Source organism: Paracoccus solventivorans (assembly GCF_900142875.1).
GTDB classification, from domain to species: Bacteria; Pseudomonadota; Alphaproteobacteria; order Rhodobacterales; family Rhodobacteraceae; genus Paracoccus; species Paracoccus solventivorans.
Map to the genome: position 1 here is coordinate 312,116 of NZ_FRCK01000003.1, position 17,190 is coordinate 329,305.

Annotated in this window: 15 protein-coding genes; 11 read left to right on the top strand and 4 right to left on the bottom strand. The window is 70.3% G+C overall.

Annotated elements, in window-relative coordinates:
- Positions 1-90: 90 nt before the first annotated feature.
- The 8 genes from BUB57_RS07265 to BUB57_RS07300 all read left to right on the top strand — a co-directional run bounded on the left by BUB57_RS07265 (position 91) and on the right by BUB57_RS07300 (position 9,042).
- Positions 91-1,194 (top strand): ABC transporter ATP-binding protein, encoded by a 1,104-nt coding sequence (locus tag BUB57_RS07265; RefSeq protein ID WP_073064451.1) that lies wholly within the window; start codon positions 91-93, stop codon positions 1,192-1,194.
- 107 nt (positions 1,195-1,301) lie between these two features.
- Positions 1,302-2,327 (top strand): Fe(3+) ABC transporter substrate-binding protein, encoded by a 1,026-nt coding sequence (locus BUB57_RS07270; RefSeq protein ID WP_073064454.1) that lies wholly within the window; start codon positions 1,302-1,304, stop codon positions 2,325-2,327.
- A gap of 58 nt (positions 2,328-2,385) precedes the next feature.
- A complete protein-coding gene (locus BUB57_RS07275) occupies positions 2,386-4,092 on the top strand; it encodes an ABC transporter permease (protein WP_084732017.1) in 1,707 nt (568 codons plus the stop codon).
- A 114-nt stretch (positions 4,093-4,206) separates the two neighbouring features.
- Positions 4,207-6,159 carry a heavy metal translocating P-type ATPase gene (locus BUB57_RS07280; protein WP_073064457.1) on the top strand — a complete coding sequence of 651 codons (1,953 nt, stop codon included), beginning with the start codon at positions 4,207-4,209 and terminating at the stop codon, positions 6,157-6,159.
- Between the two features lie 216 nt (positions 6,160-6,375).
- Positions 6,376-7,023, top strand: a complete 648-nt coding sequence (locus BUB57_RS07285) for a GntR family transcriptional regulator (RefSeq protein WP_073064459.1) — start codon at positions 6,376-6,378, stop codon at positions 7,021-7,023.
- A gap of 2 nt (positions 7,024-7,025) precedes the next feature.
- Positions 7,026-7,649 (top strand): DNA-3-methyladenine glycosylase family protein, encoded by a 624-nt coding sequence (locus BUB57_RS07290; protein ID WP_084732035.1) that lies wholly within the window; start codon positions 7,026-7,028, stop codon positions 7,647-7,649.
- Positions 7,646-8,302 carry an alpha/beta hydrolase gene (locus BUB57_RS07295; protein ID WP_073064464.1) on the top strand — a complete coding sequence of 219 codons (657 nt, stop codon included), beginning with the start codon at positions 7,646-7,648 and terminating at the stop codon, positions 8,300-8,302. The genes BUB57_RS07290 and BUB57_RS07295 overlap by 4 nt, the downstream gene beginning before the upstream one ends.
- A 155-nt stretch (positions 8,303-8,457) precedes the next feature.
- Entirely contained in the window at positions 8,458-9,042 is a 585-nt protein-coding gene (locus BUB57_RS07300) for an HNH endonuclease (RefSeq protein WP_073064811.1), read from the top strand.
- A 7-nt stretch (positions 9,043-9,049) separates the two neighbouring features.
- Here the strand turns inward: BUB57_RS07300 and BUB57_RS07305 are convergent, their stop codons facing one another.
- The gene (locus BUB57_RS07305) at positions 9,050-9,235 is read right to left on the bottom strand and encodes a hypothetical protein (RefSeq protein ID WP_073064467.1); all 186 of its coding nucleotides are present in this window, start codon (positions 9,233-9,235) and stop codon (positions 9,050-9,052) included.
- A 118-nt stretch (positions 9,236-9,353) separates the two neighbouring features.
- On the opposite strand from BUB57_RS07305, the gene BUB57_RS07310 reads away from it, so the two are divergent.
- Positions 9,354-10,433 carry a PA0069 family radical SAM protein gene (locus tag BUB57_RS07310; RefSeq protein WP_073064470.1) on the top strand — a complete coding sequence of 360 codons (1,080 nt, stop codon included), beginning with the start codon at positions 9,354-9,356 and terminating at the stop codon, positions 10,431-10,433.
- Positions 10,434-10,454: 21 nt separating this feature from the next.
- Positions 10,455-10,835 carry an arsenate reductase (glutaredoxin) gene (arsC, locus tag BUB57_RS07315; protein WP_073064473.1) on the top strand — a complete coding sequence of 127 codons (381 nt, stop codon included), beginning with the start codon at positions 10,455-10,457 and terminating at the stop codon, positions 10,833-10,835.
- Between the two features lie 75 nt (positions 10,836-10,910).
- On the opposite strand, the gene trpS is transcribed toward arsC, so the two are convergent.
- The gene (trpS, locus tag BUB57_RS07320) at positions 10,911-11,930 is read right to left on the bottom strand and encodes a tryptophan--tRNA ligase (protein WP_073064476.1); all 1,020 of its coding nucleotides are present in this window, start codon (positions 11,928-11,930) and stop codon (positions 10,911-10,913) included.
- A 91-nt stretch (positions 11,931-12,021) separates the two neighbouring features.
- Here trpS and BUB57_RS07325 point away from each other — a divergent pair, with 91 nt between their 5' ends.
- Positions 12,022-12,732, top strand: coding sequence for a rhomboid family intramembrane serine protease (locus tag BUB57_RS07325; protein WP_073064479.1), 711 nt, complete (start codon positions 12,022-12,024; stop codon positions 12,730-12,732).
- A gap of 142 nt (positions 12,733-12,874) precedes the next feature.
- Here the strand turns inward: BUB57_RS07325 and murJ are convergent, their stop codons facing one another.
- Together murJ and BUB57_RS07335 are read right to left on the bottom strand one after the other, a co-directional pair.
- Positions 12,875-14,419: a murein biosynthesis integral membrane protein MurJ gene (murJ, locus tag BUB57_RS07330; protein ID WP_073064481.1), complete on the bottom strand. Its 1,545-nt coding sequence runs from the start codon at positions 14,417-14,419 to the stop codon at positions 12,875-12,877.
- Positions 14,420-14,422: 3 nt separating this feature from the next.
- Entirely contained in the window at positions 14,423-17,140 is a 2,718-nt protein-coding gene (locus tag BUB57_RS07335) for a [protein-PII] uridylyltransferase (protein ID WP_234952009.1), read from the bottom strand.
- Between the last annotated feature and the right edge of the window lie 50 nt (positions 17,141-17,190).

The window sequence follows — 17,190 nt, forward strand, 5'->3', positions numbered from 1 at the left end:
GCATCACCGCCGTCGCCGCGGTCTGGCTGAACCGCGCCGGGGCGGATATGGTCGGCGCCGAAACTGCCGCGGGCGATGAAAGCAGGGTGCATGACCGAACAGGGCCGACCGATCCTTGAACTCGACCGAGTGTCGCGCCGGTTCGGCGACCGTCCTGCGCTGCGCGACGTCTCGCTGGAGATCATGCGCGGCGAGGTGGTCTGCCTGGTCGGCCCCTCGGGCTGCGGGAAATCGACGCTGCTGCGGCTGATCGCCGGGGTCGAGGTGCCCGACAGCGGCCGCATCCTGCTGGACGGGCAGGAGATCGCCGGCCCCTCGCGCTTCGTCGAGCCCGAGGATCGCCGCGTCGGCTTCATGTTCCAGGATTATGCGCTGTTCCCGCATCTGAGCGTGCGCGACAACATCCTGTTCGGGCTGCGCCAGCTGCCGAAAGCGCAGGCCGCGGCGCAGGCCGACCGCATCATCCGCCGCATCGGCATCGCCGAGTTGGCCAGCCGCCACCCGCATGAGCTGTCGGGGGGCGAGCAGCAGCGGGTGGCGCTGGCCCGGGCCTTGGCGCCGCAGCCGCTGGTGCTGCTGATGGACGAGCCGTTTTCCAACCTCGACCGGCGGCTGCGCGAGCATGTGCGGATGGAAACTCTGGCCACGCTGCACGACGCCAATGCCACCGCGGTGATCGTGACCCACGACCCCGAAGAGGCGATGTCGATCGGCGACCGGGTGGTGCTGATGCGGGCGGGGCAGGTGGTGCAGACCGGCACCGGCTACAACCTGTACGACCGCCCCGGCTCGATCTACGCCGCGCGCTTCCTGGGGCCCTGCAACCAGATCCCCGCCCGCGTCCGGGGCGGGCGCGCGGAAACCGTGCTGGGCGCGTTCCCCGCCCCCGGCTTTGCCGAAGGCGCGCCCGCGGTGGTGTGCATCCGCCCCAAGGCGCTGTTCCCGGTCGACATCTGCGCCGAGCGCCGCGGCGCCGATCTGCGCGGCACGCTGGTCCAGCGCAGTTTCCTGGGCGAGGTCGAGCAGCTGACCCTGCGCGTCGAGGGGCTGGAAGCGCCGCTGCGGCTGCGCACCTCGCAGCGGCTGGACACCATGCTGGGCGAGATCGTCCGTTTCGGCATCGACGCCGAACAGGCCATCGTGCTGCCGCCCGAGGACGACGCCGCGGCCCTTGCCGCCGCTGCCAGCGCCTGACGGCGGGCGCCGATGGCCGGCAAGAATACTTGATTGGAACTGTCAGCCATGGCATGGCGGATTGACGCCGGGCGCAGCCCGGCAGGGACAGTTGAAAGGACCCGCTGATGATTTCCCGCTTTTCGTTGCGCGCGGCCCTGATGGGCGGTGCCGTCGCCATCTCGGTCGGCGCGGCCGTGCAGGCCGACGAGGTGAACATCTACACCACCCGCGAGCCGGGGCTGATCCAGCCGCTGCTGGACGCCTATACGGAAAAGACCGGGGTCAAGGTGAACACGGTGTTCCTCAAGGACGGGATGCCCGAGCGGGTGGCGTCCGAGGGCGAAAGCTCGCCCGCCGACCTGCTGATGACGGTGGACGCGGGCAATCTGGCGGATCTGGTCGAAAAAGGCCTGACCCAGCCGGTCGAATCCGCGGTTCTGGCCGAGGCGGTGCCCGAAAACCTGCGCGACGCCGAGGGCAACTGGTTCGCGCTGTCGATGCGGGCCCGCGTGCTTTATGCCGCCAAGGACCTGGGGCTGGAGAGCTTCCAGTATGCCGATCTGGCCGACCCCGAATACAAGGGCCGGGTCTGCATCCGCTCCGGCCAGCACCCCTACAACACCGCGCTGTTCGCCGCCTATGACGTGCATCACGGCGCCGAGGCCACAGAGGAATGGCTGTCCGGGATCAAGGCCAACCTGGCCCGCAAGGCCGCCGGCGGCGACCGCGAGGTCGCCAAGGACATCCTGGGCGGTATCTGCGACATCGGCATCGCCAATTCCTATTATGTCGGGCTGATGCGGTCCGGCCGCGGCGGCGACGAGCAGAAGGCATGGGGCGAGGCGATCACGGTGATCCTGCCCACCTTTGAAAACGGCGGCACCCACGTCAACATCAGCGGCGCGGCGGTGGCCAGGCACGCGCCGAACCGCGATCAGGCGGTGGCGCTGCTGGAATACCTGGTCTCGGACGAGGCGCAGGAGCTGTATGCGCAGGCCAACTTCGAATACCCGGTCAAGGCCGGCGTCGCCGTCGACCCGATCATCGCCGAGTTCGGCGAGCTGAAGATCGACCCGACCCCGATCATCGAGATCGTCGCCAAGCGCAAGGAAGCCAGCGAGCTGGCCGAAAAGGTCGGCATCGACAACTGAGCCGCGAAAGGGGCCGGGGGGCGGCGCGGTGGCGCGGCCCTCTGGCCGATTGCACCCCATGGTCATCTCTGCCGCTCCCGACGCGCTTGCCCGCCCGGCCGCCCCCGCCCGGGCGGCGCCCGCGGCGGTGACGCGCTCGCGCTCGGGGCGGCTGTGGGTGGCGGGTCTGGCGCTGGTGGCGGCGCTGGTGGCGGTGCCGGTGCTGGCGCTGCTGTGGCAGGCCGCGCGCGGCTCGCAGGGGCTGTGGTCGCATATGCTGGCGCATGTGCTGCCGCAGGCGGTCAGCCAGACCGCGATCCTGCTGGCCGGGGTGGGGGTGCTGGTGACGGTGATCGGCACCTCGGCCGCCTGGCTGGTCACGGCCTATGAGTTCCCGGGCCGGCGCTGGCTGGAGTGGCTGCTGCTGCTGCCGCTGGCGGTGCCCACCTATATCATCGCCTATGCCTATCTGGACATCCTGCACCCGCTGGGTCCGGTGCAGACCGCGATCCGGGCGCTGCTGGGTTTCGACAGCCCGCGCGATTTCCGCCTGCCCGACATCCGTTCGATGACCGGGGGGATCCTGCTGCTGGGGCTGGTGCTCTACCCCTATGTCTACCTGACCACCCGCGCGATGTTCGTGACGCAAGCTGCCAATCTGGTCGAGGTCTCGCGCAGTTTCGGCGTCACACGGCGCGGCGTGTTCCTGCGGGTGGCGCTGCCGCTGGCGCGCCCGGCCATCGCCGTGGGGGTGTCGCTGGCGCTGATGGAGGCGCTGAACGACATCGGCGCCACCGAGTTCCTGGGCATCCGCACGCTGACCAACTCGATCTATACCACCTGGGTCACTCGCTCGGACCTGCCGGGGGCAGCGCAGATCGCGCTGGTGATGCTGGCGGTGGTGGTGGCGCTGGTGGTGCTGGAACGCTGGGCGCGGCGCAGCCAGCGCTACTGGACCAACGCGCAGCGCGCCCGCCCGCTGGCCCGCCACCGGCTGGGGCCGGTCGCCGGGCTTGTCGCGCTGGGGCTGGCGCTGGTGCCGGTGATGCTGGGCTTCGTGTTCCCGGCGCTGCATCTCTCCATCGTCGCATTCCGGCGGGTGCAGGCCTCGGGCGTCTCGCCACGGCTGGCGGGCGAGGCGCTGAACACCGTGGTGCTGGCCGGGTCGGTCACGGCGCTGGTGGTGGCGGCGGGGCTGCTGGTGGCCTTCGTCACCCGCGCCTTCCAGTCGCGCACCACCGCGGCGCTGGGGCGCATCGCCGCCATCGGCTATGCGATGCCCGGCACCGTGGTGGCGATCGGCATCCTGATCCCCATCGCGGCGCTGGACCGCAGCATCGACGCGGCCGCGCGCGAATGGTTCGGGGTCTCGACCGGGCTTTTGCTGATCGGATCGGGGGCAGCGCTGTCCTATGCGTATTTCGTGCGCTTCCTGACCATCGGCTCGGGCGGGGTGGAATCCGGGCTGGCGCGGCTGCCGCGCTCTTACGACCATGCCGCGCGCTGCCTGGGCCGCGGCAGCTGCGGCACGCTGTGCCATGTGCATCTGCCGCTGTGCCGCGCGGCGCTGGCCTCGGCCGCGCTGCTGGTGTTCGTGGACTGCATGAAGGAGCTGCCGGCCACGCTGCTGCTGCGGCCGCTGAACTTCGAGACCCTCGCCACCCATCTCTATGGTGAGGCCGCCCGCGGCACCTATGAAGAGGGCGCCATCGCCGCGCTGCTGATCGTGGCGGTGGGAACGCTGCCCGCGATGCTGCTGGCGCGGATCGGCGGCAAGGCGAACTGAGCGCGGCCGCGGCCCTCTGCATCCCTCCTGACCGAAGTCATTTCAAATCCGCCCGCCGGATTGCTAGGCTTGGCCTGCGCCTTCCCATCCACTGCCCGCGCGGCACAGACAGGCATGGCCTTGACAGAGAATCACCCCGGGGTCCTGCGCGACTCCATGGCGCTGCTGACCGGCGCTACACTGTTCGGAATGGCGCTGGCGGCGCTGGACGCATTCGTGCTGCAAGGCCCGTGGGGGCCGGCGGGGCTGGCGCTGGTCTATCTGGCCGGGGGCGTGCCGACGGGCTGGCGGGCCTTGCGCGAATTGTGGCGCGACCGGGTGCTCGACATCGACCTGTTGATGATCGTGGCGGCGCTGGCGGCGGCGGCGGTGGGCGCGGCCCTGGAAGGGGCGGTGCTGCTGACGCTGTTCGACCTGTCCCACACGCTGGAGCACCGCGCCATGGGCCGCGCCCGCCGCGCGGTGCAGGCGCTGATGGCGCTGCGCCCGGCCAGCGCCCTGCTGCGCGGCCCGGACGGGGCGGTGACCGAGGTGCCGGTAGGGGTGCTGCGCCCCGGCGACGTGGTGATCCTGCGCCCCGGCGCCCAGGTCCCCGCCGACGGCGTGGTGATCGAGGGCGAGGGCTCGCTGGACGAGGCTACGATCACCGGCGAGTCGATGCCGGTCCACAAGGCGCCCGGCGGCAAGGTGTTCGAGGCGACGGTGAACCTCAACGGGGTGCTGGCGGTGCAGGTCGTCCGCTCGGTCGAGGACAGCACGGTGGCGCGGATGATCGAGCTGGTCACCCAGGCCCAGCACGCCCGCGCGCCCTCGGAACGCTTCAGCGACTGGTTCGGCCAGCGCTACACCGCAGCGGTGCTGGCGGGCTCGGTGCTGGCGCTGCTGGCGTTCCTGGCGCTGGGCTGGGACACGCGCGAGGCGCTTTACCGCGCCGCCACGCTGCTGGTCGCGGCCAGCCCCTGCGCGGTGGTGATCTCGGTCCCGGCGGCGATCCTGTCGGGGCTGGCGGCGGCGGCGCGGGGCGGCGTGCTGTTCAAGGGCGGCGCCGCGCTGGAGATGCTGGCGGATGTCGAGACCTTTGCCTTTGACAAGACCGGCACGCTGACCACCGGCAAGGCAATGGTCACCACGGTCGAGGCGCTGGGGGACGAGCGCGAGTTCCTGTCGCTGCTGGCCGGGCTCGAGGCGCAGTCCGAACATCCCATCGCCGACGCGATCCGCCGCCACGCGCGGGCGCAGGGCGTGGACCCGGCGCCGGTGCGCGATGTGGTTTCCATCCCCAGCGAGGGCATTGGTGGGCTTGATGCGCAAGGGGACGGGATCTGGGCCGGCAACCGGCGCATGGCAGCACGGATGGGTGCCGACCCGGACGTGATCGAGGGGTTGCAGGACCAGGCGCAGACCGTGGTGTGGCTGGGCCGCGGCCCCCGCATCCTCGGCGCGGTCGCAGTGGCCGACCGCCCGCGCGAGACCTCGGCGGCGGGGCTGGCGGCGTTGCGCCACGAAGGGGTGGGCGCCATCGCCATGATGACCGGCGACCGCCGCCCGGTCGGGCTGCGCATCGGCGCCGAGCTGGGCTTTGCCCCTGCCGACATCCACGCCGACCTGCTGCCCGAGGACAAGGTGCGGCTGGTCGGGGAACTCGCCGCGCGCGGCCGCGTCGCCTTTGTCGGCGACGGGGTGAACGACGCGGCTGCGCTGGCCCGCGCCGATGTCGGCATCGCCATGGGCGCGGCCGGCAGCGACGTGGCGCTGCAGGCGGCGGATGTGGCGCTGCTGTCGGACGACATGGGGCGGCTGGCGGGTGCGCACCGGCTGGCGCGGCGCACAAGGCGGATCATCCGGCAGAACCTGGTGTTTTCGCTGGGGATGATGGTGCTGCTGGTCGCGGGCAGCCTGTTTTTCGCGCTGCCGCTGCCGCTGGCGGTGCTGGGCCACGAGGGCGGCACCGTGCTGGTGGTGCTGAACGGGCTGCGGCTGCTGGCCGACCCGATCCGCTCGGACCGCGGCGGCGCGCGCATGGGCGGCACCCCGCAGCCCACTACGCGCCGGGCTACGGCCGGCTGAACCGCAGCGCCCCTTGCGGCGCGGCCATTCCGGCGTCGCGGTTGCGATGGATATTTGTGCCACGATGAAAGCCACCCCTGCCGCTTTCATCGTGGCGCAAATATCCTCGGGGGGAATCGCCGCCAGGCGATGGGGGGCAGACAGCCCGCCTTTTGCCGCAGCAACTGTCCCGCGCGCTTGCATTCCGGCGCCCCGGGCGCCAAGTCTTCCTGCGACATGAAAGATGCATACAGCCTGATCCTCTCGGCCATCGACGACGGCACCTACCGTCCCGGCGACCGGCTGGTGGAATCCGAACTCGCCGAGCGTTTCGGCGTCAGCCGCACCCCCGTGCGCGAGGCGCTGCAGCGGCTGGAAACCCAGTCGATGCTGACCCGCGACGGGCGCAGCCTGATCGTGGCGACGCTGGACCACAACCAGCTGGCCGAGCTTTACACCGTGCGCACCGAGCTCGAGGCGCTGGCAGCAAGGCTGGCCGCCCGCCACGCCACCCGCGAAGAGGTGCTGGTGCTGGGCCGCATGGTGCAGGAGGATCACGCCATCGTCGATGATCCGCAGGCGCTCAGCCGCGCGAACCGGCGCTTTCACCACCAGATCCACCTGGCCTCGCACAACCGCTATCTGGTCCAGCAGCTCGACATCGTGCATCGCACCATGGCGCTGATGGCGCGCACCTCGCTCGCGGCCGAGGGCAGGGGGCACAAGTCGCTGGCCGAGCATCAGGAGATCGTCGACGCCATCGCCTCGGGCGATGCGGCGGCGGCGGAAGCGGCGCTGCGCAACCATATCTCGACCGCCTATCAGACCCGGCTGCTGGAATCGGCGCGGGTCTGGGCCAGCACCATCGAGCAGGGCCAGCGGTGAGCCTGCGGCTGATCGAGGCCGAGGCCGACCTGACCGAGGGTGCTGCGCATCTGGCCCGCATCTGCCCGGTCTGGGCGCGGGTGCTGCCCGGGCTGGGCCCGCTGGATCTGCGCCGGCGCCCGGACGGGTTTGCGGCGATCGTCAATGCGATCACCTCGCAGCAGCTTTCGACCAGCGCCGCCCGCACCATTTTTGCCCGCCTGACCCAGGCCGGGCTGGACCGGCCCGAGGCGGTGCTGGCCACCGATGACGAGACGCTGCGGCTTTGCGGCCTGTCCGGCCCCAAGCGCCGCTACCTGCGGGCGGTGGCCGAGGCGGGGATCGACTTCGACGCGCTGCGCGAGCAGCCGGACGAGCAGGTGATCGCCACGCTGACCGCGCTGCCCGGAATCGGGCGCTGGACCGCCGAGATGTATCTGATCTTTGCGCTGGGCCGGGCCGATGTCTTCGCCCCCGCCGACCTTGCCCTGCAAGAGGCCGCGCGGCTGATGTACGACCTGCCCGAACGTCCCCGGCCCAAGGCGCTGGCCGCGCAGGCCGAGGCATGGGCGCCCTGGCGCTCGGTTGCGGCGCGCGGGCTCTGGGCCTATTACCGCGACGCCAAGGGACGCGAGGGGGTGACATGACGCGCGAGTTGCAATCCGAACGCCGCGGGCCTGCGCAGGCGGATTCGGTGGTGGTGTTCCTGCATGGCTATGGTGCCGACGGGGCCGACCTGCTGGGGCTGGCCGATCCGCTGGCGCCCTATCTGCCGAAAACGGCGTTCTATTCCCCCGACGCGCCGGAACGCTGCCGCAACAATCCCATGGGATACCAGTGGTTCCCGATCCCCTGGCTGGACGGCTCGACCGAGGACGAGGCCCGCGCCTCGATGGCCCATGCCATCGACGACCTGAACGGGTTCCTCGATTCCGTGCTGGCGCGCGAGGGGCTGGCGGCCGATCGCATGGTGGTGGTCGGGTTCTCGCAGGGCACGATGATGGCGCTGCATGTGCTGCCGCGCCGTGATCAGGCCGTGGCGGGGATCGTCGGGTTTTCCGGGCGGCTGCTGGCCCCCGAGGCGCTGGCCGAAACCACGCTGCGCCCGCCGGTGCTGCTGCTGCACGGCGATCAGGACCAGATGGTGCCCCACGCCGACATGGGCCTGGCTGAGCGCGCGCTGCGCGCCGCCGGGTTCGAGGTCGCCACCCACACCATGCGCGGCACCGGCCACGGGATTTCCCCCGACGGGCTGGGCATGGCGCTGTCCTTCATTCGCGCGCGGCTGGGCACCGGCTGAGCATTCCCGGCTTTTCCCGCAATGTGACGGCCGCGCGAAACCTTGCGCGCGGCCGCTGTTGACGCTTGCCAGCGGCTTTCACCGGCATATAGTCGGCGCAGGTTCCTTGAGGCGAGATGGCGGGGGACATATCACGGATGCTCGACAACAGGCAGGTGGACACGGATTTCCGCACCCAGTTCGTGCGCGATCCCGCTTCACTGCGCCGCAACCCGGCCCTGGTGCTGAACGCCGACTACCGCCCGCTCAGCTATTATCCGCTGTCGCTGTGGCCCTGGCAGGAAACCATCAAGGCGGTGGTTCTGGACCGGGTGGCGATCCTGGCCGAATATGACGAGGTGGTGCGCAGCCAGCACGCGGCGATCCGGCTGCCCTCGGTGGTGGTGCTGCGCGATTACGTCAAGCCGCGCAAGCATGTGGCCTTCACCCGCTTCAACCTGTTCCTGCGCGATGAGTTCCGCTGCCAGTATTGCGGGGCGCGCGGGGATCTGACCTTCGACCATGTGGTGCCGCGGTCGCGGGGCGGCGTGACCAGCTGGGAAAACGTGGTCGCCGCCTGTTCACCCTGCAACCTGCGCAAGGCCAACAAGAGCCTGCGCGCCTCCGGCATGCGGCTCAAGCGCACGCCGCGCCGGCCGCAGACCGCAGAGATGCAGGCCATCGGCCGGCGCTTTCCGCCGAACCACCTGCATGTCAGCTGGATGGATTACCTTTACTGGGACGCAGAACTGGAAAGCTGAGCGGCCCTTACCCTTCGGAGGTATGCCGCGGCCCGTTGCCCGTCCGCGCCGACAGATGCGCGGCCAGCGCCGCCACCACCGTCACCAGTGCCAGCACCTGCAACGGCACCCCCAGCGCAATCGCCAGCACCAGCGTCAGCGCGGCTGCAAGGATCACCGCCAGGACCAGCAGCAGGAAATGGGGCAGGGGCATGGTTTCCTCCGTCTACCCGATCAATATGGGGTGGGTGGTGCCGGTTGAAAAGCCGCCATTGCAGCCAGGATGAATGCGGCACTTGCAGATGTTCGCATAATGTTCCATCCTCGGCAGGATGCTGCCACCTCGCGACCCCGATGAAATCCTCAAGGCCCGCGGTGCGGCCCACCGCCCGGCCGGACGATTCGAGCCCTATCAGGCGGTGCGCGAATCCGACGGCTGGGACAGCCCGCCCGAGGAACATCTGCTGCGCACGGAAATCTCGCTGGAGACCCCGCGCCGGATCATCAGCCGCAACCAATCCCCCGATGTGCCCTTCGACCGCTCGGTGAACCCGTATCGGGGCTGCGAACATGGCTGCATCTATTGTTTCGCGCGCCCCAGCCACGCCTATCTGGGGCTGTCGCCGGGGCTCGACTTTGAAACCCGCATCACCGCCAAGCCCGATGCCGCCCGGCTGCTGGCGGCGGAAATCGCCCGCCCCTCCTATGCGGTGGCGCCCATCGCCTTCGGCACCAACACCGATCCCTATCAGCCGGCCGAGGCGCGGCTGGGCATCATGCGGCAATGCCTGCAGGTGCTGCATGACTGGAACCACCCGGTCAGCCTGGTGACGCGGGGGCGTCTGGTGCTGCGCGATCTCGACCTGATCGGGGCGATGGCGGCGCGGGGGCAGATCTTCGTCGGCGTATCGCTCACCACGCTGGACCCTGCGCTGGCCCGGCAGATGGAGCCCCGCGCCCCCGCCCCCGCCACCCGGCTGGCGATGATCCGGGCGCTGGCCGGGGCGGGGGTCCGGGTGCGGGTGATGCTGGCCCCGATCATCCCCGGGCTGACCGACCACGAAATCGAATCGCTGCTGGCGGCCGCGCGTGAAGCCGGCGCCGCCAGTGCCAGCCTGATCCCGATCCGCCTGCCGCACGAGGTCGCGGCGCTGTTTCGCGACTGGCTGGACCGCCACCACCCCGGCCGCGCCGCCCATGTGATGTCCCGCATTCAGGCGATCCGCGGCGGCCGCGACAACGACCCGCGTTTCGGCCAGCGGATGCGCGGCGAGGGGGTCGAGGCCGAGCTGATGCACCAGCGCTTCCGCGTCGCCCGCAAGCGTCTGGGTTACGATTCCGCCGCGCCGCCGCTGGATTGCAGCCGTTTTGCCCCGCCGCCGCGGCCGGGGGACCAGCTTGCGCTGTTCTAGGCGCGGGTGCAGGATGGGGCCATGACCACGATCTGGCACAACCCGAATTGCAGCACCTCGCGCCGCGTCCTGCAGGCCCTGCGCGATGCCGGCGAAACCCCCGAGGTGATCGACTACCGGCAGACCCCGCCCGACCGCGAGACGATCCGGCAGTGGATCACCGACGCCGGGCTGACCATCCGCCAGGCCCTGCGCCGGCGCAACACGCCCTATGACGATCTCGGGCTCGACGATCCCGCACTGACCGACGAGCAGCTGCTGGACGCGGTCGAGGCGCATCCGATCCTGCTGGAACGCCCCTTCGTGCGCACCGCGCTTGGCACGCGGCTCTGCCGGCCAGAGGAAAGGCTGCAGGAAATCCTGCCCACCCCGGCCGGAACCATCCCGCCCCCGGGTGCCTGAGCCCGTCTTTGGTGCAGAAATATCCCGGGGGAGTCCCGGAACGGGACGGGGGCAGAGCCCCCGCCGTCCCCCGGCTCAGCGTGCCGCCGGGATCATCCCCATGATCTCGCGCGCCTCGGCCACGATCGGGGCGGCGATCGCATCGGCGCGCAGCGCGCCCGCGCGCAGGATGCGGTCGATCTCGGCCGGGTCGGCCATCAGCTCGTTCATCCGTCGGGTGATCGGGGCCAGCACCGACACGGCGAGGTCCGCCAGTGCCGGCTTGAAGGCGCCGAAGCCCTGACCCTCGAACCGGGCCAGCACCGCATCCGGGGTCTCGTCCGACAGCGCGGCGAAGATGTTGACCAGGTTGCGGGCCTCGGGGCGGTCCTTCAGCCCCTCCATGGCGCCGGGCAGCGGCTCGGCGTCGGTGCGTGCCTTGCGGATCTTTTGCGCGATGGCGTCGGCGTGGTCGGTCAGGTTGATGCGGCTGGCGTCCGAGGGGTCGGACTTGGACATCTTCTTGGTGCCGTCGCGCAGGGACATCACGCGCGTCGCAGCGCCCTCGATCACCGGTTCGGGGCTGGGGAAGAAATCGACGCCGTAATCGTGGTTGAACTTGGCGGCGATGTCTCGGGTCAGCTCGATATGCTGCTTCTGGTCCTCGCCCACCGGCACATGGGTGGCGTGATAAGCCAGGATGTCGGCCGCCATCAGCGCCGGATAGGCGTAAAGCCCCAGGCTCGCGGCCTCGGCGTTCTTGCCGGCCTTGTCCTTGAACTGGGTCATCCGGTTCATCCACCCCAGCCGCGCGACGCAGGACAACAGCCACGCCAGCTCGGCGTGCGCGGGGACGTGACTTTGCACGAACAGCACCGACTGCGCCGGGTCGATGCCGGCGGCCATGAAGGCGGCGGCAGCCTCGCGCGTCTGCTGGCGCAGCCGCTCGGGCTCTTGCCAGACGGTGATCGCGTGCAGGTCGACCAGGCAATAGACCGTCTCGACCTCGCCCTGTTTCTCGGCAAAGCGGCGCAGCGCGCCCAGGTAATTGCCAAGCGTCAGCCCGCCCGACGGCTGGATGCCCGAAAAGATGCGCGGAGAGTGAACGCGTGCCATGGAACTGCCTGCTGGAAAACCGGATGCGAAGGGATTACCCCTTGCCCCCGACAGGCGCAACCGCGCCGCGGGAATGGAGCAACCGACACAAATGCGCGCCGGATCACCCGAAAGCCCCCTCAACAGCCTGCCCGCGGTGCTGTGGGTGCTGGCCCTGCCGATCATCGCGACCGAGGCGTATTTCGGCCTTGGCCGGCTGGGATTCCTGGCCGGGGGCAGCAATGCCGGCCGCGCCGCCCGCCAGATCCTGGTCGAGCAGACGGCCTTTGCCCCCGAGTTCCTGCTGCGCGCCTGGGAGCGCGGCTCGGTCGCGGGGGCGGAACTGCACCGGCTGGTCACCTATCCCTTCGTCCATTACTCGGCCACCCATGCGCTGTTCGTGCTGGTGTTCCTGCTGGCGCTTGGCAACATGGCAGCGCGGTCGATGCGGCCCTGGGCGGTGGTGGTGCTGTTCGCGGCCTCGGCCATCGGCGGGGCGGCGGTCTATTCGCTGGCGGCGGGGCTGCTGCCGCAGCTGCGCTTCGATCCGCTGGTGGGGGGCTATACGCCGGTCTACGGGCTGCTGGGCGCCTTCACCTTTCTGCTGTGGACGCGGCTGGGGCAGGAAAACGCCAACCAGATGCGCGCCTTTACCCTGATCGGGATGCTGCTGCTGTTCCAGCTGGTGTTCGGGGTGGTCTTCGGCAGCTCGGGCAAGAACTGGATCGCCGAGATCGCCGGTTTCGGGATCGGCTTTACCCTGTCCTTCGTGCTGGTCCCCGGCGGGTTTTCCCGCGTCCGCCGGCGGGTGCGGCACCGCTGACGGCGCCGCCGGACCGGGGCGCTGCCCCGGACCCCGGGGTATTTTCACCAGAAAGAACACCCCGCAGCCGCTATGGCTTTCATCGTGGTGCAAATATCCTCCGGGGGTCCGGGGGTAGAAAACCCCCGGTGCGGCGGCGCCTTCAGCGCTTGCGCCGCGTATAGGCGCGCAGCTCGGCCGGGCTGATCGCGCCGGTGGCGAAGCTCAGCGCGAAATAGATCGCGGCGCCGCCGAAGACGAGGATGGCAAGCCCCGCCACGTCGCCTTCGCCATCCGCGGCCAGCCGGCTGCGCAGCAGCCACAGCGCCGCCGCCATCAGCGCCGAGGACAGCAGGATCCGCGGCATCGTCCGGCGCAGCCGCGCGTCGAAGCGCGCGGCCTGTCCCATCGCGCGCGTTCCCCACCACAGCTGCGCCACCATCACCCAGGCGGCCAGCGTGGTGCCGATTGCTGCGGCGAGGAAGCCCACCATCCCCATCAGCCCGAAAGCCGCGGCCGCGTTCACCACCATCGAGTTCACCGCATAGCGAAACGGGGTCCTGGTATCCTCGCGCGCGAAATAGAGCGGCTGCAGGATCTTTTGCAGCACGAAGGCCGGCAGCCCCAGCGCATAGACCACCAGCGCCTGCGCGGTCATCGCGGTGTCATGAGCGTCGAAGGCGCCGCGCTGGAACAGCGTCGCCACCATCGGCACCGCGATCACCGTGATGGCAAAGGCGGCGGGCAGGGTCAGGAACATCCCGAACTCGGTCGCGCGCGACAGCGCCGACTGGCCACCGGGTTCGTCGCCGGCGCGCAGGCGGCGGGCAAGCTCGGGCAGCAGCACCACCGCCACCGCGGCGCCGACCACCCCCAGCGGCAGCTGGTAGAGCCGGTCGGAATAGTTCAGCCAGCCGATCGCGCCCTCGAAGAACGAGCCCACCTGCCGCCCGACCAGCAGGTTTATCTGCACCACGCCCCCGGCAAAGATCGCGGGCAGGGCGATGGTCAGCAGCCGCTTCATGTCCGGGGTCAGGCGGGGGCGGCGTGGGACCAGCCGCCAGCCGTTGCGCGCCGCGTCCCACCAGACCAGCGCCAGCTGCGCGATCCCGGTGATCGGCGTGGCCCAGGCCAGCGTCAGCCCCAGGTCCCAGTGCAGCATGCGCCCCAGCACCAGGCCGGCGATGAACAGCAGGTTCAGCAGCACCGGCGCGGCCGCCGCCGCGGTGAAGCGCCCGTTCGCGTTCAGCACCCCCGAGATCATCGAGGCCAGCGAGATCAGTAGGATATAGGGGAAGGTGATGCGCCCGTATTCCACCGCCAGGTCGAAGCGCTCGTCCTCCGCGAACCCCGCCGCCATCAGCCACACCAGCCCCGGCATGGCGATCATCGCCACGGCCGAGAACACCGCCACCACGAAGGCCAGCCCGGAAAACGCGTCCTGCGCGAATTTCTGCGGGTCCTCGCCGCCCTCGAGCTTCTTGGAGAACAGCGGCACGAAGGCGGTGTTGAACGCGCCCTCGGCGAAAAAGCGGCGGAACATGTTGGGCAGCGACAGCGCGACGAAAAACGCCTCGACCACCGGGCCGGTGCCCAGCCACGCCGCCATCAGGATGTCGCGCACGAAGCCCGAGACCCGCGACAGGAAAGTCCATAGGCCTACGGAGATGAACCCCCGCACCAGTCCGCCCCGCTGTCCGCCCCGCATCGCTCAGGCCCTCGCTCGTTCCGCGCCCTCGCGTATCGCCTCGCGCAGCCTGCGTTCAAGGGCCTGTTGCCGCGCGGGCGACAGAAGCTTGGCGCCGTCGGCCTCCTTGACGTAGAACGCGTCGACCACCTGCGCGCCAAAGGTGGCGATCACGGCGCTGACGATCTGGACCTGTTCCTCGGCCAGGGTGCGGGTCAGGTCGTAAAGCAGGCCGGGGCGGTCGCGGGTGTCCACCTCGACGATTGTGTGGATGTCCGAGCCCTCGTTGTCGAAGGTGACATGGGTGGGAAAGCGAAAGCCGCGGTCGCGTTTCTTCACCCGGTCGCGGTCGGCCAGCGCCGCCTGCGCCACCGCGCGGCCGGCCAGCGTGCGGTCGATCATCCGGCGCAGCTGCGGCATCCGTTCGGCGGAATAGGGGCGGCCCTCGGCGTCCTGCACCCAGAACACCGCCGTCGCATAACCGTCGCGGGTGGTATAGGTGCGCGCGTCGACGACATTGGCCCCGGCCAGCGCCAGCGCCCCGGCCAGCCGCGAAAACAGCCCCGGCTGGTCGGCGACTACAAAGGCCGCGCGGGTGGCGTCTCGGCGCAGGTCGGGGTCGAGGTCCATGCGGATTTCCCCCGCGCCGATCCCGCGCAACAGCCGGGCAAAGACCTGGTGGGTGTCGCCGGGCAACCCCTGCCAATAGCCGTCGTCGTGGCGGGCGGTCTCGGCGTCGATCTCGGCCGTGTCCCAGCCCTGCGCGGTCAGTAGCAGCGTCAGGTCGCGGCGCGCCTCGTCAGCCTGTTGTTCGCGGTTGACCTCTTCCAGCCCGTTTTCCAGCGCCTCGGCGGTCAGCCGGTGCAGGTTGCGCAGCAGCTCGGCCTTCCAGTTGTTCCAGGTGTTGGGGCCGACCCCGCGGATGTCGCAGACCGTCAGCACGGTCAGCAGGTCCAGCCGCTGGCGCGAGCGCACCGCCTTGGCGAAATCGCCCAGCGTGCGCGGGTCGGAAATGTCGCGTTTCTGCGCCACGTCCGACATCAGCAGGTGGTTGCGGATCAGCCATTCCACCAGCTCGACCCGCGCCGGCTCCAGCCCCAGCCGCTGGCAGACCCGCCGCGCGATACGGGCGCCGATGATCGAGTGATCCTCGGGGCGGCCCTTGCCGATGTCGTGCAGCAGCGTGGCCAGATAGATCACCGTGCGGTCGATGCGGCCCTCGGCCATGATGCCGGACACGATGGGCAGGTTCTCGACCAGCTCGCCCCGCTCGATCTGCGACAGCGCGGCCACGCATTGGATCAGATGCTCGTCCACCGTGTAGTGGTGATAGACGTTGAACTGCATCATCGCGACGATGCGCTCGAACTCGGGGATATAGGCGCCCAGCACTCCCAGCTCGTTCATGCGGCGCAGCGCGCGTTCCGGGTTGCCGTGATCGAGCAGCAGCCCCAGGAAGATGCGCCCGGCCTCGGGCGAATTGCGCATGGCATCGTCGATGCGGCGCAGGTTCTGGGTGACCAGCCGCATCGCCTCGGGGTGGATCAGGATGCCGGTGCGCAGCGCCTCTTGGAACAGGCGCAGGATGTTCAGCGGGTCGGCGAAATAGCGCTTGGGGTCGGCGATGGCCAGCCGCCCGGTTTCCACCCGCAGCCCGGCCGCCACCCGCGGCCGGCGCAGACGTTCCAGGAACGAGGCCCGATACAGGTGGCGCTGTTCCAGCCCGGTCAGGAACACGCGGGTCAGCTCGCCTACCTTGGTGGCGTGGCGGAAATAGGTCTGCATGAAGATTTCCACGCCGCGCCGGCCGCCGGCGTCGCGGTAGCCCATGCGCTCGGCCACCTCGAGCTGCATATCGAAGCTGAGCTTTTCCACCGCGCGGCCGGCGACCAGATGCATGTGGCAGCGCACCGCCCACAGGAAATCCTCGGCTGCCCAGAAGGTGGTGTGTTCGGCGCGGGTGAAATGGCCGAGGTCGACCAGCTCGATGGCGCGGTCGACCTGATGGATGTATTTGGCGATCCAGTAGAGGGTCTGCAGGTCGCGCAGCCCGCCCTTGCCCTCTTTCACGTTGGGTTCCAGCACATAGCGGCGGCCGCCCTGGCGGCGGTGGCGCTCGGCCCGCTCAGTCAGCTTGGCCTCGATGAACTCGGGGATGGTGCGGGCGAACAGCTCGGGCCACAGCCGGTCGCGCAGCGATTGCGCCAGCACCGCGTCGCCGCAGACCAGCCGGTGTTCCAGCAGGCTGGTGCGGATGGTGAAGTCCTGTTCCGCCAGCCGCAGGCAGTCGTCCAGGCTGCGGGTGGCGTGGCCGACCTTTAGCCGCAGGTCCCACAGCATGTAGAGCATGGATTCCACGACGCTTTCGATCCAGCCGCTGGGCTTCCACGGCAGCAGGAACAGCAGGTCGATGTCGGAATGGGGCGCCATCTCGCCGCGGCCATAGCCGCCGGTGGCGATCACCGCGATGCGCTCGCCCTCGGTCGGGGCAAGGTTGGGGTGCAGGCGGGTGGTGGCGACGTAATGGATGGCGCGGATGGTGGCGTCGGTCAGCTCGGCGATGGCGCGCACGGTCTCACGCCCCTTGCGCGGGTGCGAGGCGAGCCCGGCGGTGATATCCTCCATCGCCTCGGCGCGCAGGGTGGACAGGATCGCGACGCTGCGGGCGCGGATGTCGCGCGGGTCGGACAGCCCGGCCAACCCCGCGTCCAGCGCGGCGATGGCGCGGTCGGGGTCGAACAACGGATGCGCCCCGGGCAGGGCCGGGGCGCTCTGGATCGGGGCGGGGGCGG